Origin of the sequence: Nocardia sp. NPDC058499, assembly GCF_042719915.1 — a bacterium.
Taxonomy (GTDB): Bacteria; Actinomycetota; Actinomycetes; order Mycobacteriales; family Mycobacteriaceae; genus Nocardia.
Genome location: NZ_JBHXMZ010000008.1, coordinates 110,746 through 127,558 on the forward strand (window position 1 = coordinate 110,746; position 16,813 = coordinate 127,558).

A 16,813-nucleotide genomic window follows, 5' to 3' on the forward strand; every position below is an offset into this window, starting at 1 on the left:
GACGCGGTCGCGTACCCCCACAGGTTCACCGCGAACGGGTGAGCGACCGTATGCCGACAGCCGGGCCAACACTGAATGCACAGTGTCGCGGAGCGGGTGCGTGGTCGAGATCACGCACCCGCTCCGGCGTATGGTGACCTGGTGAGCGCAGCAGTACCGACGGTCGCGGAGGTGATCCGCGACCGTTTCGCATCCTCGAGCCGATCCGACGGCCATCGACTGGTGCTCGTGGTCGAGGGCGGTGGCAGCCGCGGCGTGTACTCCAGCGGGATGGTGCACGCCCTGGAGGACCTCGGACTCGCCCGGATATTCGATGCCGTCTACGGCACCTCGGCGGGTGCCATCAACGCAGCCTGGCTGCTGTGCGGGCGGGCGGGTCGCGGGGTGAAGGCCTGGACCGACGCTGCGATCATGCGCAGGGCGATCGATCCGGCCCGGATGCTGCGCGGCCGGCCCGCCTTCGATCTGAACTATCTCGTGCACAAGGTCTACGACGGCCTGCATCCGATGGACTTCCCGGCGATCCTGGCGAACGAGACCACCTTCCATCCCATCGCCACCGATATCCGGACCGGTCTGCCGGTGGATCTGCATCCCTACATCGTGGACAAGACGACCTTGCAGACGGCGCTGCGTGCCTCCTCGGGTCTGCCACTGCTCGCCGGCCCACCGGTTGCATTGGGTGGGCGCCGATACTTCGACGGCGGGCTGGCGGAGACCGTCCCGGTACGCACCGCCCTGAAGAACGGGGCGACCCACGCGCTCATTCTGCGGACCCGCCGCGCCGACGAACGCCGCCCGCCCGCACCACGGCTGCACAACCTGGTGGGCGGTACCTACATGCGGCTGAACGCCCCCGGCGCCTACCGAGCGTGGAAGGAACGCCCCGGCCAGCAGGCAGTGGAGGACGAGGTCATTTCCGGGATGGGCACGGCGGCACAGCAGGTCCATCCGCCCGCGGGTGCACCGGATATCAGCAGTATGGAAACCGATCCGGGGATGCTGGCCCGCGGTATGGCAATCGGCCACCGCGCCGTCACCGAATTCTTCGCCCGGCTGAGCCTCGTCGCCGCCGAATCCGGCTGAGCCTCGTAGACGCCGAACCCGCCAGACCCCCGGTCGCCGCCGAGTACCTCGAAACCACTGCCCGACCCGGCGCACCCGGTGTACCGATCATGCCCCGGCACGGTGTTGGCACCTCCGCCCGCCGTGCCGACCGTGCGATTCCCCGGCGGCGGCGCCGCGCAGCCGGATCTCGCCGTCCCGAGCTGTCACCGACCGGCCTGCAAGGCCCATTCCTTCGCTCGTCCGGACGCCCCGGTCTACGCCCGCCGGGAACCGGTGCGACCGCGGTGATCGTCCCCGGACTACCGGCGGCCGGGAGTGCCCAGCCGGCCCGGCAGACGTGATCGGACCCACGGGCCGCTGTCGGTCCGCTGTCCGCCACGTACGCGGTCAGTCGAAGCGGATGCCCTGGGCGAGCGGTAGGTCACTGGAGTAGTTGATCGTGTTGGTGGCCCGGCGCATATACGCCTTCCACGCATCCGAACCGGATTCGCGGCCGCCACCGGTGTGCTTCTCGCCGCCGAAGGCACCACCGATTTCCGCGCCCGAGGTGCCGATATTGACGTTGGCGATACCGCAGTCCGATCCGTCCGCGGCCAGGAAGCGTTCGGCTTCGCGCTGATCGGTGGTGAATATCGCCGACGACAGTCCCTGCGGCACGCCGTTGTGCAGTGCCAGGGCGGTGTCGAAATCGTCGTAGGTGAGCACGTACAGGATCGGGGCGAAGGTTTCCTCGCGCACGATCTCGGTCTGGTCCGGCATCCGGACGATCGCGGGATGGGCGTAGCGGGCCGCGGGCCCGACGCCGTCGACCGTGACCTCGTGCCCACCGCAGACCAGTTCGCCACCGTCGCGGCGGGCCAGCTCTATTGCGTTGCGCATCCGCTCCCATGCTTCGGGTCCGCTGAGCGGGCCTACCTGGACACCGGCCTCCAGCGGGTTTCCGATACGCAGTTGCCGATAGGCGCCGGCCAGGCGGTTCAGGAGTTCGTCCGCGATACCGGTGTGCACGATCAGCCGGCGCAAGGTCGTACAGCGCTGGCCCGCGGTCCCGACCGCCGCGAAAACGATTCCGCGCACCGCCAGGTCCAGATCGGCCGAAGGGGTGACCACGGCCGCGTTGTTTCCGCCCAGCTCCAGCAGGCAGCGGCCGAAGCGGGCCGCCACCCGCGGCCCCACCTGGCGGCCCATCGCGACCGAACCCGTGGCACTGACCAGCGCTACCCGTTCGTCGTCGACGAGTTGCGCCCCGGCCGCGCCGGTGCCGAGGACGAGCTGATGGATTCGCGGGTCGGCCCCCGTGGCGCGGGCGGCCCGGCGTAACAGGGCATGACAGGCCAATGCTGTCAGCGGTGTCCGGTCCGAAGGTTTCCACACCACGGTGTCGCCACAGACCAGGGCGACCGCGGTATTCCACGACCAGACCGCGACAGGGAAGTTGAACGCCGAGATCACCCCGACCACGCCCAGCGGATGCCAGGTCTCCATGAGCCGGTGGCCGGGCCGTTCCGAGGCCATCGTGTAGCCGTAGAGCTGCCGGGACAACCCCACCGCGAATTCGCAGATATCGATCATCTCCTGCACCTCGCCCCGCGCCTCGGCGGGGATCTTCCCCACCTCGAGGGTGACCAGTTCGGCGAGTTCGTCCTGGTGGTGCCGCAGCAGAACGGCCAGCTCCCGGACCACCGCCGCGCGCTGCGGCGCCGGAACGGTGCGCCAGTCGCGGAAGGTCGCGGCGGCCTCCTCGATCGCGGTGTCGATCTCGGCGGGGCCGGCGGGCCGCAGCTCGATGAGGACCTCGCCGGTGATCGGGCTGTGTACCGCCATCTCACCGGTGGGTGGCGGTTCGATGCCCAGCGCATTCAGCAGGGCGGGTACCCGGTGGGCAAGCCGGACGGTTCGGGTCTCGCTGTCGATCTCGGTCATCGCGAACTCCTCGGGTTCGGCCGGACGAAATACGCTGTGCGAATGGCACGGCCGGAGAATGAACGTTCACAACTCCAGTTCCGGCGGTGTGCCCGCTACGTTAGCCTTCGCTGATGGCGGAAACACCGGCAAAACCGACCCTGGATGAGATCGATCGCCTGCTGATCCGGGAACTGATGGCCGACGGCCGGGCGACACTGTCCAATCTGGCCGAGAAGGCGAGCCTTTCGGTATCCGCCGTGCAGTCGCGAGTACGCAGGCTCGAGGCGCGCGGTGTGATCCGGGGCTACACGGCCGATGTGGATCCCGAGGCGCTGGGGCAGTTGCTGTCGGCATTCGTCGCGATCACTCCTCTCGATCCGTCGCAGCCCGATGACGCACCCGCGCTGCTGCAGCATGTGCCGGGTATCGAGGCCTGTCATTCGGTGGCGGGCGAGGAGAGCTACATACTTTTGGTCCGGGTGGCCTCCCCCAGGCATCTGGAGCAGTTGCTGCAGCAGATCCGGGCGACGGCCAATGTCCGCACCCGAAGCACCATCATCCTGCAGACATTCTACGAGAAGTAGTTGATAACGTAACAAATCCTTCTTGTTATGGATCCGTCAGGAAAATTTCCCGGCATATCGATTCGGGCTCCCGTACCGTCGGGACTGTGACCATCGAACTGGAACGATCCGGCTCCGGCGGTGACACCGACCGCATCCCCGCGACCCGCGTCCACGAGACGCTGTCGGCGCATATGCTCGCCGACGGATTCGATCTGGTACTGGACCTCCCCGCTTCCTACGGCCGCCACCTGGTGGACGCCCGCGACGGCACCGACTACCTCGATATGTTCGGGTTCTTCGCCTCCAGCGCGCTCGGAATGAACCATCCGGCGCTCGCCGGGGACGCCGCCTTCCGGAACGAACTGATCACGGCCGCAGTGAACAAACCGAGCAACTCCGATATCTACACCGTCGAGATGGCCCGGTTCGTGGACACCTTCGCCCGGGTACTCGGCGACCCCCGGCTACCGCATCTGTTCTTCGTCGACGGTGGAGCACTGGCGGTCGAGAACGCGCTCAAAACCGCGTTCGACTGGAAGAGCCGGCACAACGAACTACACGGCCGCACAGCACTGCCCGGCCGCGAGTCCGGCGTTCTGCACCTGACCGGCGCGTTCCACGGCCGCAGCGGGTACACGCTGTCGCTCACCAATACAGACCCGGTGAAGACCGAACGTTTCCCGGTTTTCGACTGGCCGCGGATCGAAACCCCGTGGCTCGGTGGGTCCGGCGATATCGACCGCGCCGAACAGCATGCGCTGGAACAGGCCGCACGTGCCTTCGCCGAGCGCCCGAACGGAATCGCCTGTTTCCTGGCCGAACCCATCCAGGGCGAAGGCGGCGACCGGCATATGCGGCCGCAGTTCCTGCAGGCCATGCAGCGGTTGTGCCACGCCAACGATGCGCTGTTCCTCCTCGACGAGGTACAAACCGGAGTGGGCGCGACCGGAACTGCCTGGGCCTACCAGCAATTGGGACTACAGCCCGACGTGGTCGCGTTCGGGAAGAAAACCCAGGTATGCGGCATCATGGCGGGCGGCCGGGTGGACGAGGTGAGCGATAATGTCTTCACCGTCGGGTCCCGGCTCAACTCCACCTGGGGCGGCAACCTGGCCGATATGGTGCGGTCCCGGCGGATACTCGAGGTCGTCGAACGCGACGGGCTGATCGAACGCGCGGCGGTACTCGGCGAACACCTCCAGGCGTTACTGCGTGAACTCGCTCAGCGGCATCCGGCGGTCACCGACCCGCGCGGCCGGGGCCTGATATGCGCGATATCCCTGCCCGAGCCCGGTTTCCGCGACGCGGTACTCACCGCGTTGCGCGAACAGGAACACGTCCTGATGGTCGGGACCGGATCACGCGGTATCCGTTTCCGGCCACCGCTGACCGTGGAACCCGCGGAGTTGGAAGCGGCGGTCGCCGCTGTGGACCGGGTGCTGCGAGACCTGGCCTGAGTGATCGATCGGCTGTGGCCGGCTGGTTCGGTAAGAGGTCTCGGCGATCAGTTCGCCCGGCCGCCCGGCTCGGGCCGTAACCCGAGTGCGCCCTCCACGAACCGATGCACCGCATCCAGCCCGGCCTCCAGAGCAGCACCGTGGCCGGGCCTGGACCAGCCGGATATGCGCGCGCTACCACCCGATTCCGGCGTAACCACGATCTCCGCGACCAATTCCGCCGTGACCGGATCGCATACGGCCCAGGAAAAATTCGACTCGTCCGCCCATTGGGCATTCCGCCTCGGCACATATTCCGGATCCGTTATCCCGCCCTCCTGTAGCGCGGGCCGATCATCTATCCGTTCGTCGGCCCGCAGCGCACGCAGATACCACGCTCCCGCATTGATCTCGATCGGCTCCATCCGCCCACCCTGGCACAGGGTCCGCTACGTCGCGGAGCGCCCTCGACAGCTCTCCAGGGAGCAAGGCCCTCCGACACCCGAACCGAACATGACACCGCCCGATGCCATGTGGGTTCTCCCGCTGCTGTCCGGGCACAGCGCACGGGCAGCATCGACGTTCTCGGTGCTGCCGGTCACGCTGTGCGGGCCGGCGGGTCACCATTAGGGTCGGAGTACAGTCCGGGCGCCGCACGGTTCCGGACCACCGCGCTCGCCGGGACCCGCGGCGCGACGGTGACAGGAAGGATGGTCATGGCTGGGCAGCGACTGGGCCCCTACCGGCTCGAGCGGCTGCTCGGCCAGGGCGGTATGGGTCAGGTGTGGCTGGCGCACGCCGATCCCGTGGGCGGACGCCCGGGGCGGACGGTGGCGTTGAAATTGCTGCCCGCCGAACTCGCGGCGGACCCGACCTACCGGAGCCGGTTCGAGCGGGAGGCCGAGCTCGCCGCCCGCCTGCACGACCGGCATCTCGTATCGATCCACGCACACGGTGAGCTGGACGGCCGGCTGTTCATCGAGATGGAGTACGTCGAGGGTGAGGATCTGTCACGGGTCCTGCACCGCGGTCCGCTACCGCCGGAGCGGGCCGTCGATATCGTCACGCAGACAGCGGCCGCGCTGGATGCCGCGCACCGGGCCGGTTTGGTGCACCGGGATGTGAAACCGTCCAATATCGTCATCCGGCGCGACGGCTTGGTGTACCTGATCGATTTCGGTATCGCACACGGCGCCGGCAGTACGGCGCTGACCGCATCGGGTCTGGCGGTGGGCACCTGGGCATATATGGCGCCGGAACGGTTCACCGGTGACACCGACGCACGGGCGGATATCTATTCGCTGGGCTGTGTGCTGTTCGAATGCCTCGCCGGTATCCGGCCGTTCGGCGATACCGACCCGGCCCGGCAGATGCACGACCATCTCACCACCGCCCCACCCAGTGTGCGGGCGCTGGTGCCGGGTATCCCCGAGCGGCTGGACGCGGTGATCGCCCGCGCGCTGGCCAAGGAACCCGGGGACCGCTTCGCGTCGGCCGGTGAGTTCGCGCGGGCCGCCGCGGCGACGCCGGCCCTCCCGAGCCCGCCGGCCGCACCCGCACCCGCCGAACACCCTGGAATCCATCGCTACGAGCTCGACGCGAGTCCGGCAGGCACCCGCCGATACGAAGCACCGAACCGGCCCGTCACCCGCCGGTACGAGACCCCGGCACCCGCGGGCACACCCGGCCCGAATCCGAGCACCCGCCGCTACGAACCCGGTGCGGAACCAGCGGGCACGCGCCGATACGAGGCGGCCGCGCCGCCCCCGGGAACCCGTCCCTACACCGGCCTCGCCGCGGCCGGTGCCGCGCACGGAGCGGCCGGGCCCGGTCATCCACCGACCCGGGCATATACCCGGCTGGAAACCGCCCACGCCCCCGGCGGCGCGCCGCCCGGTGGCGAAATGGCGCATGCGGGAGCCCGGCCGGTCGTGCCGGCCCGTCCGGCGCCCCGCCCCTCTGCGCCGCCCGCACGGCGTACGCCCCGGGCCCGTCCGGCTCCTCGGCCGCGGCGGCGGAAGAGCCGGTTGCGCAGGCTGCTGCTGTGGTTGATCGTGCTCGTGGTGATACCGCTGCTTCTGATCGGCGGTTGTATGGCGGCCCTGGTAAAGGGCGTGGGATCGATCGAATTCTTCTCCGGCGACGACCGGCCCACCGCGTCCGCGGGGACCGAGGTCCGCGACGGCAGCTTCGAGTTCCTTGTGCGGAATGTGGAATCCGATGTGCCCACGATCGGTTTCGACCGCGCCCAGGGCATGTTCGTGGTGGTGAGTTTCACCGTCCGCAATATCGCGCCCGAGCCGAAGACCTACACCCCGCTGGGCCAGGAACTGCACGATACGGCCGGCGGCAAGTTCGGCCCGGACGTGACGGCCACGGCGCAGCGTGCCGCCACCGCCGCGGCCCCGCGCACACTGCAGCCGGGGGAATCGCTGGGTACACATCTGGTGTACGAGGTGCCGGCCGGATCGGTGCCGGCGAGTATGACCTTCCGCGATTTCCCGTTCTCGCTCGGTACATCAGTCGCGCTGGGCTGACCGCCGCCGGCATATCGATACGCCAGAACGATTCAGTCGCGATGCCGGGATCCGGCGTCAAGATCGCGTAATCTGGATGGTGGCGCGGCATCCAGGCCGAGCAGTCGGGCAGCTTCTCTGGTTCGCCGCTCCGGGCCCACCAGTACCCGTGCGCCCGCCGGTGGTTCGAACACCCGCTCCACCAGCGCCGCCCGTCCCGCCGGGGTGAGCGGTTAGCCGGCCGGGAACGTGCCGCCTTCAGCGCCGCGGTACACCGTGGGAGATCAACTCGAGTTTGCGAACACCAGGCACCGTCGCAGCATAGAAACACCGAACTGTCACCGGTCGCCGGCTCGTATCCAGGGCCGGCCCCCGGGCCCGTCGTGCCCCCGCGAGCAGGAGGTGATCGAGGAATGACAGATATTCTGATCCGTGCCGTGCCCGGCGCAATAGTCGACGAGATAGACCGGCAAGCTCATGCGCTCGGGATATCCAGAACAGCGTTCCTCCGTCGCCGCCTCGACCGGGAATTCCGGCCGGTGGGCGGGGTGAGCACCGCCGATCTGGTTCGCCTCGCCGAGTTGATCCGCGATTTCGGGGCGCCCGAGATCACCGACGAGGATCCCGAACTGGTCGACGGCAGCCTGCCCTGAAGGCCGGGGCGTGCACCGGCAACTGTCGGTGGACAGGTGCAGACTGGAATCCATGACCGAGTTCTCCGCCGCCACCCAGCAGTGGTTCGACGGTGCGTTCCCCGCGCCCACGGACGCTCAGCTGGGTGCGTGGCAGGCTATCTCGGCCGGTGAGCACACCTTGGTGATCGCGCCCACCGGGTCCGGTAAGACCCTCTCGGCGTTTCTGTGGGCCATCGACGAGCTGGCTCGGGCCGACCCGCCGGTGGCCGGGACGTCCGTGCTCTACATCTCCCCATTGAAGGCGCTGGCGGTGGATGTGGAACGTAATCTGCGGTCGCCGCTGGTGGGTGTGCGCCAGACGGCGCGGCGGCTCGGGCTGCCGGCGCCGGAGATCAGCGTGGGCGTCCGATCCGGGGATACCCCGGCGCAGGAACGGCGGCGGTTACAGCGCACACCCCCGAACATCCTGATCACGACCCCGGAATCGCTGTTCCTGATGCTCACCTCGGCGGCCCGGGAGACGCTGCGCGGGGTCCGGACGGTGATCGTGGACGAGGTGCACGCGATCGCCGGGTCCAAACGCGGGTCGCATCTGGCGCTCTCGCTGGCCCGGCTGGATACGCTCACCGAACGGCCCGCCCAGCGGATCGGGTTGTCCGCGACGGTGCGCCCGCCCGCGGAAGTGGGCAAATTCCTGGTGGGGCCGGCCCCCATCACCATCGTGTCGCCGCCCGCGCCGAAAACCTTCGATCTGTCGGTACGGGTGCCGGTCGAGGATATGACGGAACCGGGCGATTCCGAGCAGCCCGGTTCGCTGTGGCCGCATGTGGACGAATCGATCGTCGAGCTCGTTCTCGCCCACCGGTCGTCGATCGTCTTCGCGAACTCCCGGCGCCTGGCCGAACGGCTCACCGCCCGGTTGAACGAAACCTATGCGGGGCAGCTCGGGGAGGGCCCCGATACCGCCCATGCCCCGCCCGCTCAGCTCGGCCCCTCCACGGAGGTAATCCACGGCGCCGAACCGTTGCTCGCCCGGGCGCACCACGGGTCGGTGAGCAAGGAGCAGCGGGCCCTGATCGAGGACGATCTGAAAAGCGGGCGGTTGCGCTGCGTGGTGGCCACCAGCAGCCTCGAACTCGGTATCGATATGGGTGCCGTGGACCTGGTGGTGCAGGTCGAGGCGCCGCCCTCGGTGGCCAGCGGGTTACAGCGGATCGGCCGCGCCGGGCATCAGGTGGGCGAGATCTCGCGCGGGGTGCTGTTCCCGAAACACCGCACCGATGTGATGCACTGCGCGGTGGCGGCGCAGCGGATGCTGGCCGGGCAGATCGAGGAACTGAAGATACCCGCGCATCCGCTGGATATCCTCGCGCAGCAGACGGTGGCGGCCTGCGCCCTGGAACCACTGGACGTCGACACCTGGTTCGATACCGTCCGCGGCACCGGCAGCTATGCGGCACTGCCGCGGTCGTCCTACGAGGCCGTACTGGACCTGCTGGCCGGGCGCTACCCCTCCGACGAGTTCGCCGAGCTACGCCCGCGGCTGGTCTGGGACCGCGACGCCGGCACCCTCACCGGCCGCCCCGGCGCCCAGCGGCTGGCGGTGACCTCCGGCGGCGCCATCCCAGACCGCGGTATGTTCGCGGTGTACATGGTGGGCGAGAAAGCCTCCCGGGTAGGCGAACTCGACGAGGAGATGGTCTACGAATCGCGTGTCGGCGATGTGTTCGCGCTCGGCGCCACCAGCTGGCGGATCGAGGACATCACCTACGACCGCGTCCTGGTGACCCCCGCCTTCGGTCATCCCGGCCGGTTACCGTTCTGGCACGGTGATTCGCTGGGCCGCCCGGCCGAACTGGGTGCCGCGCTGGGCGAATTCGTCCGCAAGGCCGGTTCGGATACCGCGTCCGGGGATTTCACCGCGCGAACGGCCGCCGCCGGGCTCGACGAGAACGCCGTCGGCAATCTTCGTGCGCTGCTGGATGATCAGCGCACCGCCACCGGCCGGCTGCCCACCGATCGCACCCTGGTGGTGGAACGATTCCGCGACGAACTCGGCGACTGGCGGCTGATCCTGCACTCCCCCTACGGTATGCCGGTGCACGCGGCGTGGGCGCTGGCCGTCGGCGCCCGGCTGCGCGAACGGTTCGGGGTGGATGCCTCGCCCAATGCCTCCGACGACGGTATCGTCGTGCGGCTACCCGATACCACCGACGAACCCCCGGGAGCGGAGCTGTTCGTCTTCGAACCGGACGAGATCGACGAGCTCGTGACCGAGCAGGTGGGCGGTTCGGCCCTGTTCGCCTCCCGGTTCCGCGAATGCTCCGCCCGCGCACTGCTACTCCCCCGCCGGGATCCCGGTAAGCGGGCGCCGCTGTGGCAGCAGCGACAGCGGTCGGCCCAATTACTCGATGTCGCACGGAAATTCCCGGACTTCCCGATCCTGCTCGAGACAGTGCGGGAATGCCTGCGCGATGTCTACGATCTGCCCGCGCTGCGGGATCTGCTGGGCAGGGTGGCGCGGCGGCAGATCCGGCTGGTCGAAGTGGAGACCGCCACCCCGTCACCCTTCGCCAACGCACTGCTGTTCGACTACATCGGCCAGTTCATGTACGAGGGCGACAGCCCGCTCGCCGAACGCCGCGCGGCGGCGCTGTCCCTGGACTCGAGCCTGCTGGCCGAACTACTGGGCCGAGTGGAACTACGCGAACTGCTCGACGGCGAGATCCTCGCGCAGACCGAACAGGAACTGCAGCGGCTCACCCCGGAACGCAAGGCACGCGATGCGGAGGGCCTGGCGGACCTGCTGCGCCTGCTCGGGCCGCTCACCGCGGACGAGGCCCGGCAGCGCTGCCGGGAAGACCCGGCGGACTGGTTCGCCGAACTCGCCGGTGCCCGGCGGGCACTGGAGGTGACCTACGCGGGCCGGGTCTGGTGGGCCGCGATCGAGGACGCCGCCCGGCTCCGCGACGCACTGGGCGTTCCGCTGCCGATCGGCACCCCGGCGGCCTTCATCGAGCCGGTACCCGATCCGCTGGGCGATCTGGTGGCCCGCTTCGCGCGCACCCACGGCCCCTTCGGCACGGACGCGGTCGCGCGGCGCTTCGGATTGGGTTCCGCGGTGGTCGCCTCGGCACTGCATCGGCTGGTGGCCGAGAAGCGGGTGGTGGAAGGCGAATTCACCCCCGAAACGGCAGGGTCCGAATGGTGTGACACCCAGGTTCTGCGCCGGCTGCGCCGCCGCAGCCTGGCCGCCGCCCGGCACGAGATCGAACCGGTTTCCACGGCCGCCCTGGCACGCTTCCTCCCCGACTGGCAGCACATCGGCAGTGGGGAGTTGCGCGGTATCGACGGGGTGGCGGCCGTGGTGGACCAGCTCGCCGGGGTCCCGGTACCGGCTTCGGCGTGGGAGTCGCTGGTACTGCCCGCTCGCGTCCGCGACTACACGCCGGGGATGCTCGACGAACTCATGGCCACCGGTGAGGTCCGGTGGTCCGGGCACGGGATGATCAACGCCAAGGACGGATGGATCGCCCTGCACCCGGCCGACCAGGCTCCGCTGACCCTGCCGGCCCCGGACGAACTGGAACTCGACGACCTCCACCTCACCCTGCTGACCGCACTGGGCGCCGAACCCGCCGCATGGTCGGCGTCGCCCACCGGTTCGGCCGCGGGACGCGGGACGGCAGCCGGGCAGGAGCTGGGATCGTCGGCGGCAGGTCCTGCCGCCGGACCCGATACAACCGACAGCGGACTCGAAGCACCATCGCCGACAACAGGCCCCGCCACAGGCAAGAGTAAAGCCGACAACCAACTCGAACCACCATCGCCGACAACAGGCCCCGCCACAGGCAAGAGTAAAGCCGACAACCAACTCGAACCACCGTCACCGACAACAGGCCCCGCCACAGGCAAGAGTAAAGCCGACAACCGACTCGAACCACCGTCACCGACAACAGACTCCGCCACAGGCAAGGGTGAAGCCGACGATCGGGTCGAATCGTCGTCGCCGACGGCGGGTTCTGCCGCGGGGCGGGATGCAGTCGGCGGGCGGGCCGGGCCGGGCCGGGTTTCGCCCCTCCTAGCTCTACGCGGTGGTGGGGGTGCCTATTTCTTCCGTCAGCTCGCCGATGCGACCGGCGTTCTCGACGACCCTCGGGTCGCGGCGGCGCTGTGGGACCTGGTGTGGGCCGGGCTGATCTCCGGCGATACCTTCGCGCCCGTGCGCGCACGCCTCTCCGGGGCGACCCGGACACCGGCCGCGCACCGCACCCCCCGGCGCGCGCCACGCGGGCGCGCCTATCTGCCCCGGCCGGCCATGCCGACCCGTTCGGGACCGCCCACCGTGGCAGGCCGGTGGTCGTTGCTGCCCGAACGCGCCCTCGACAACACGGTTCGCGCCCACGCCACCGCGGACCTGCTGCTGGAACGCTACGGTGTGGTGACCAAGGGCGCGGTGCAGAACGAGGGTATGCCCGGCGGGTTCGCACTCGCCTACCGGGTTCTCAGCGAATTCGAGGATCGCGGCCGCTGCCGGCGCGGCTACTTCGTGGACTCCCTCGGCGGCGCCCAGTTCTCCACCACCGATGTGGTGGACCGATTGCGCTCCTTCGAGGGCGACCGGCGGCCGGCCGCCCCGGCCCTGGTGCTGGCGGCCTGCGATCCGGCAAACCCGTACGGTGCCGCCCTCGCCTGGCCCAAGACAGCCGGCGGGGCCGGCCATCGCCCGGGCCGCAAAGCAGGGGCGCTGGTCGTACTCGTCGACGGCGAACTCGTGCTGTACCTCGAGCGCGGTGGCCGGACCCTGCTCACCTGCACCGAGGACCCGGCCGACCGGCATGCCGCCGCCACCGCGCTCGCCGATCTGGTGCGTTCGGGTCGAGTGGATTCGCTGGTCATCGACCGGGTCGACGGCGAATCGGTGCACGGCAACACATTCGCCGGTTTCCTGACCGGAGCCGGTTTCAGCGATACCCCGCGCGGCCTGCGCCTGCGCGGACGACGGTGACCGGCGAGGGCTGTCCGGCCCCTGCTCGCGCGCACGCGCCGTTACCCGCCCCCGGGGCAGAAGGCGACGTGGCGCGCCACCCGCCACCCTGCCGGAACAAGTACGGGATGACGTCATCCGGTTACGACACGGTGGTCCACCCGCTTCATGGTGCTGCGGGCACCCATCGGCCGGTACCGAACAGCCGTTCGTACGGTGCGCGGGTGTTCCGCTCGCCCCCCGCCGATGCTCGGAAGTACCGGCCGGTGCCGGTCGTCCATTCCCTCGAGGACATGGAATTTCGCCCGGGCCGCGCCGGTGGAACCACCCGCGAAGTGGAGGAGGACTATGCCGGAGGGTGATGTGGTGTTCCTGGCCGCCGGTCGGTTGCGGGCGGCGCTGACGGGCGAAACGCTCACCCGCAGCGATTTCCGGGTCCCCCGCTACGCGACCGTCGATCTGCGTGGGCAGGTCGTGGACAGCGTCGCCAGTTACGGGAAACACCTGTTCGTCCGCACCGAGACGGTCAGCATCCACACCCACCTGAAAATGGAGGGCAGCTGGCGGGTGTTCCACTGCGGCCAGCGCTGGACCAAACCCCGGGTCACCGCCAGGCTCGTGCTCGGCACCGACGAAGTGGAGGCGGTGGGATTCGACCTGGGGCTGGTGGAGGTGCTGCGGCGCGCCGACGAGCACACCGCAATCGATCATCTCGGGCCCGATCTGCTGGGCCCCGACTGGGATCCGGGCGTCGCCGTCGACCGGCTGGCCCGGCAGCCGGACACTCCGATCGGGCTGGCGCTACTGGATCAGCGCAACCTCGCCGGAATCGGCAATATCTACCGCAGCGAGGTCTGCTACCTGCGCAAGGTACATCCGGCCCGGCCGGTGGCCGAGGCCGGAGATCTGCTCGCCCTCGTCAACGAAGCGCACCGGGTCCTGTATCGGGCCGCCCATCAGCCGCCGTGGCGGCCACTGGTCTACGGGCGGGCGCGCCGCCCCTGCCAGCGCTGCGGTACCGCTGTCCGGGTCGATCTGCTGGGTGAGTCGGCGCCACGCGGTGATCAGGTGAGCCGCCGGGAACGCGGAATCTACTACTGTCCGAAATGCCAGGTCATACCGGAATGAGCACGTAATCTGTCGCATATCGGCCGTTGCCACTTCTGTGACGGTCGCCATGGGCGTGGTAATGATCGGCATCGTCGCGACGACACACGGGTACCGCACCGGAAGCAGGTCCCATGTACACCCGAACTCTCCACCTGGCCGCCTTCGCCGGCAAATTGTTGTCGGCGATATTGGCTATCGTGGCGACCGCGGTGTTCTGCTATTTCCTGCTCCACCCGGCCCCGTCCCCCTCGAGCACCACGCCCTCACCACTCGGCCCCGCCATCACCACGGCTCCCGCGGACATCCCACCTGCGGCACACTGACCGCCCGCGGCCCGATTCACCGACCACCCATCGCTGCCCCCCGAGCGACCACTCGACGCAGTGGCCGACGTTGCGGAGCACCCGGCGACGTGAGATCTCCGGTACAGCAGGCGCCGGCCGTAAGGGTGCCGACCCGGCCCCGCACCGCAGCCAGCAGCCGCCGACGCCCACGCTGTCCGCGGTAGCCCCCGCCTACGGTCCACGCGGACCACCGAAACCGGGCGGCAACCGTTGAGGAGGCGATCGCCGGCCGCCGAACGGCCTGTGCATCACGGCGCCTACCCATGGCATGCCGGATCCACGTCCCCCGATGCGGCGTCACCGGCCCGGAAGCCGGGCGCCTGGTGTTCGATGAGCGGAGACGGCCCGCCCCGTGGCATACATACACCCGATTGCAGGTCGCACGCTGCCGTCGAGCGGCGGCGGGCACGATCGGCGTTCAACGCTCGATCGGCACCGGTTCCAGGATCTCCGGCCGGGGTTCCGGCGCGGCCACGCGTAGCGCGTCGGCGGAGGCGTCGTCGGGCTGAGTCTGTGAGCGCACCTCGGCGTCCACCCGGGCCAGGTAGGTCCGGACCTCCCGGCTCGTTTCGGCCTCGTCCCAGCCGAGCACCCCGGCCATCAGACCCGCCACTTCCTCGGCGCAGTCGGCGCCGCGATGCGGGTATTCGATGGAGATGCGGGTACGGCGGGCCAGCACGTCGTCGAGATGCAGTGCGCCTTCCGCGGCGGCCGCGTACACGGCTTCCACCTTCAGGTACGAGGGCGCGGCCGCGATCGGCTGCTGTAGTTCCGGGCGGTCCGCCGCGAACGCCATGACCTCGTCGATCAGCGAGCCGTAGCGGTCCAGCAGATGCTTCACCCGGTAGGGATGCAGACCGTACTCGTCGGCGAGTTGCACCGTCTGGTTGACCAGCGCGAAATATCCGTCGGCGCCGAGCAACGGAACTTTCTCGGTGATCGAGGGCGACACCCGGGCGGGAATGTCCTGCGCGGCCTCGTCCACCGCGTCGTAGGCCATCACCCGGTAGGTGGTGTATTTCCCGCCGGCGATCGCGACCAGGCCCGGTGCGATCCGGGCCACCGCATGCTCGCGCGACAGTTTCGACGTGTCGTCGCTCTCCCCGGCCAGCAGCGGTCGCAGACCGGCGTAGACGCCGTCGATATCGGCATGAGTGAGCGGGGTGACCAGCACCTCGTTCACCCGTTCGAGCAAGTAGTCGATATCGGCCTTGGTGGCGGCCGGATGTGCCAGGTCCAGATTCCAATCGGTATCGGTGGTGCCCACGATCCAGTGCGCGCCCCACGGAATGACGAACAGTACCGAGGTCGCGGTGCGCAGGATGATCGCGGCATCACTGACGATCCGGTCCCGCGGGACCACGATATGCACGCCCTTCGACGCCCGTACATGGAACCGGCCGCGCTGCTGTGACAGTGCCTGCACCTCGTCGGTCCACACTCCGGCCGCATTGATCACCACATGGCCGCGGACCTCGGCGCTGCACCCGTCCTCGCTGTCGCGTACCCGGACCCCGACCACCCGGTCCGCTTCGCGCAGGAACCCGACCACCTGGGTCGAGGTGCGGATCACCGCCCCGTAGTGGGCCGCGGTCCGGGCCACCGTCATGGTGTGCCGGGCATCGTCGACCACGGTGTCGTAGTAGCTGATCCCGCCGATCAGTGAATTCCGGCGCAACCCCGGCGCCAGCCGCAGGGCACCGTGCCGGGACAGATGACTCTGCCCGGGAACCGATTTCGCGCCACCCATGGTGTCGTAGAGGAACAGTCCCGCGGCCACGTACGGGCGTTCCCAGCCCCGGCGCGTGAGCGGATACAGGAAGCGCAGCGGTTTCACCAGATGGGGTGCGAGCCGCGCCATGGACAGTTCGCGCTCTTTCAGCGCCTCCCGCACCAGCCCGAATTCCAGCTGTTCCAGATACCGCAGGCCGCCGTGGAACATTTTCGACGAGCGACTGGAGGTACCCGATGCCAGATCCCGCGCCTCCACCAGCGCCACCCGCAGCCCGCGGGTCGCGGCGTCCAGCGCGATACCGGCCCCGACGACCCCGCCGCCCACCACGATCACATCGAAATGGTCCTTGCCGAGCCGGTCCCAGGCCGTGCGCCGCTGGTCCGGTCCTAGAAACTGTGATCCCGGCTGAATGGTCATGGGTTTCGACTCCTGGAGCGTTCGACGAGGTCGGCTATGGTTCCGTGAGTTCGCCCTACAGCCTATGCGCAGATCCGCGACGATCGGGCGCAGC

11 protein-coding genes are annotated in these 16,813 nt (G+C 69.3%); 8 read left to right on the top strand and 3 right to left on the bottom strand.

Features of this window, described 5'->3' with window-relative positions:
* Positions 1 to 141: 141 nt before the first annotated feature.
* Positions 142 to 1,086, top strand: coding sequence for a patatin family protein (locus ACFWPH_RS23755; protein ID WP_378754334.1), 945 nt, complete (start codon positions 142 to 144; stop codon positions 1,084 to 1,086).
* 369 nt (positions 1,087 to 1,455) lie between these two features.
* Here ACFWPH_RS23755 and ACFWPH_RS23760 read toward each other — a convergent pair whose 3' ends face one another.
* Entirely contained in the window at positions 1,456 to 2,991 is a 1,536-nt protein-coding gene (locus tag ACFWPH_RS23760) for an aldehyde dehydrogenase family protein (RefSeq protein ID WP_378754335.1), read from the bottom strand.
* A 113-nt stretch (positions 2,992 to 3,104) separates the two neighbouring features.
* Between ACFWPH_RS23760 and ACFWPH_RS23765 the strand changes: the two genes are divergently transcribed.
* Together ACFWPH_RS23765 and lat are read left to right on the top strand one after the other, a co-directional pair.
* The gene (locus tag ACFWPH_RS23765; RefSeq protein WP_378754336.1) at positions 3,105 to 3,557 is read left to right on the top strand and encodes an Lrp/AsnC family transcriptional regulator; all 453 of its coding nucleotides are present in this window, start codon (positions 3,105 to 3,107) and stop codon (positions 3,555 to 3,557) included.
* Between the two features lie 86 nt (positions 3,558 to 3,643).
* Positions 3,644 to 4,996: an L-lysine 6-transaminase gene (gene lat / locus ACFWPH_RS23770; protein WP_378754337.1), complete on the top strand. Its 1,353-nt coding sequence runs from the start codon at positions 3,644 to 3,646 to the stop codon at positions 4,994 to 4,996.
* 47 nt (positions 4,997 to 5,043) lie between these two features.
* On the opposite strand, the gene ACFWPH_RS23775 is transcribed toward lat, so the two are convergent.
* Positions 5,044 to 5,400, bottom strand: a complete 357-nt coding sequence (locus tag ACFWPH_RS23775) for a hypothetical protein (RefSeq protein ID WP_378754338.1) — start codon at positions 5,398 to 5,400, stop codon at positions 5,044 to 5,046.
* A 291-nt stretch (positions 5,401 to 5,691) separates the two neighbouring features.
* On the opposite strand from ACFWPH_RS23775, the gene ACFWPH_RS23780 reads away from it, so the two are divergent.
* The 5 genes from ACFWPH_RS23780 to ACFWPH_RS23800 all read left to right on the top strand — a co-directional run bounded on the left by ACFWPH_RS23780 (position 5,692) and on the right by ACFWPH_RS23800 (position 14,546).
* Positions 5,692 to 7,512: a serine/threonine-protein kinase gene (locus ACFWPH_RS23780; RefSeq protein ID WP_378754339.1), complete on the top strand. Its 1,821-nt coding sequence runs from the start codon at positions 5,692 to 5,694 to the stop codon at positions 7,510 to 7,512.
* Positions 7,513 to 7,904: 392 nt separating this feature from the next.
* Positions 7,905 to 8,144, top strand: coding sequence for a hypothetical protein (locus tag ACFWPH_RS23785; protein WP_378754340.1), 240 nt, complete (start codon positions 7,905 to 7,907; stop codon positions 8,142 to 8,144).
* 52 nt (positions 8,145 to 8,196) lie between these two features.
* Positions 8,197 to 13,134, top strand: a complete 4,938-nt coding sequence (locus ACFWPH_RS23790) for an ATP-dependent helicase (protein ID WP_378754341.1) — start codon at positions 8,197 to 8,199, stop codon at positions 13,132 to 13,134.
* A 327-nt stretch (positions 13,135 to 13,461) separates the two neighbouring features.
* Entirely contained in the window at positions 13,462 to 14,241 is a 780-nt protein-coding gene (locus ACFWPH_RS23795) for a DNA-formamidopyrimidine glycosylase family protein (RefSeq protein ID WP_378754342.1), read from the top strand.
* 113 nt (positions 14,242 to 14,354) lie between these two features.
* Positions 14,355 to 14,546, top strand: a complete 192-nt coding sequence (locus tag ACFWPH_RS23800) for a hypothetical protein (RefSeq protein ID WP_378754343.1) — start codon at positions 14,355 to 14,357, stop codon at positions 14,544 to 14,546.
* Positions 14,547 to 14,985: 439 nt separating this feature from the next.
* Here the strand turns inward: ACFWPH_RS23800 and ACFWPH_RS23805 are convergent, their stop codons facing one another.
* Positions 14,986 to 16,719, bottom strand: coding sequence for a glycerol-3-phosphate dehydrogenase/oxidase (locus ACFWPH_RS23805; protein ID WP_378754344.1), 1,734 nt, complete (start codon positions 16,717 to 16,719; stop codon positions 14,986 to 14,988).
* Positions 16,720 to 16,813: the final 94 nt, after the last annotated feature.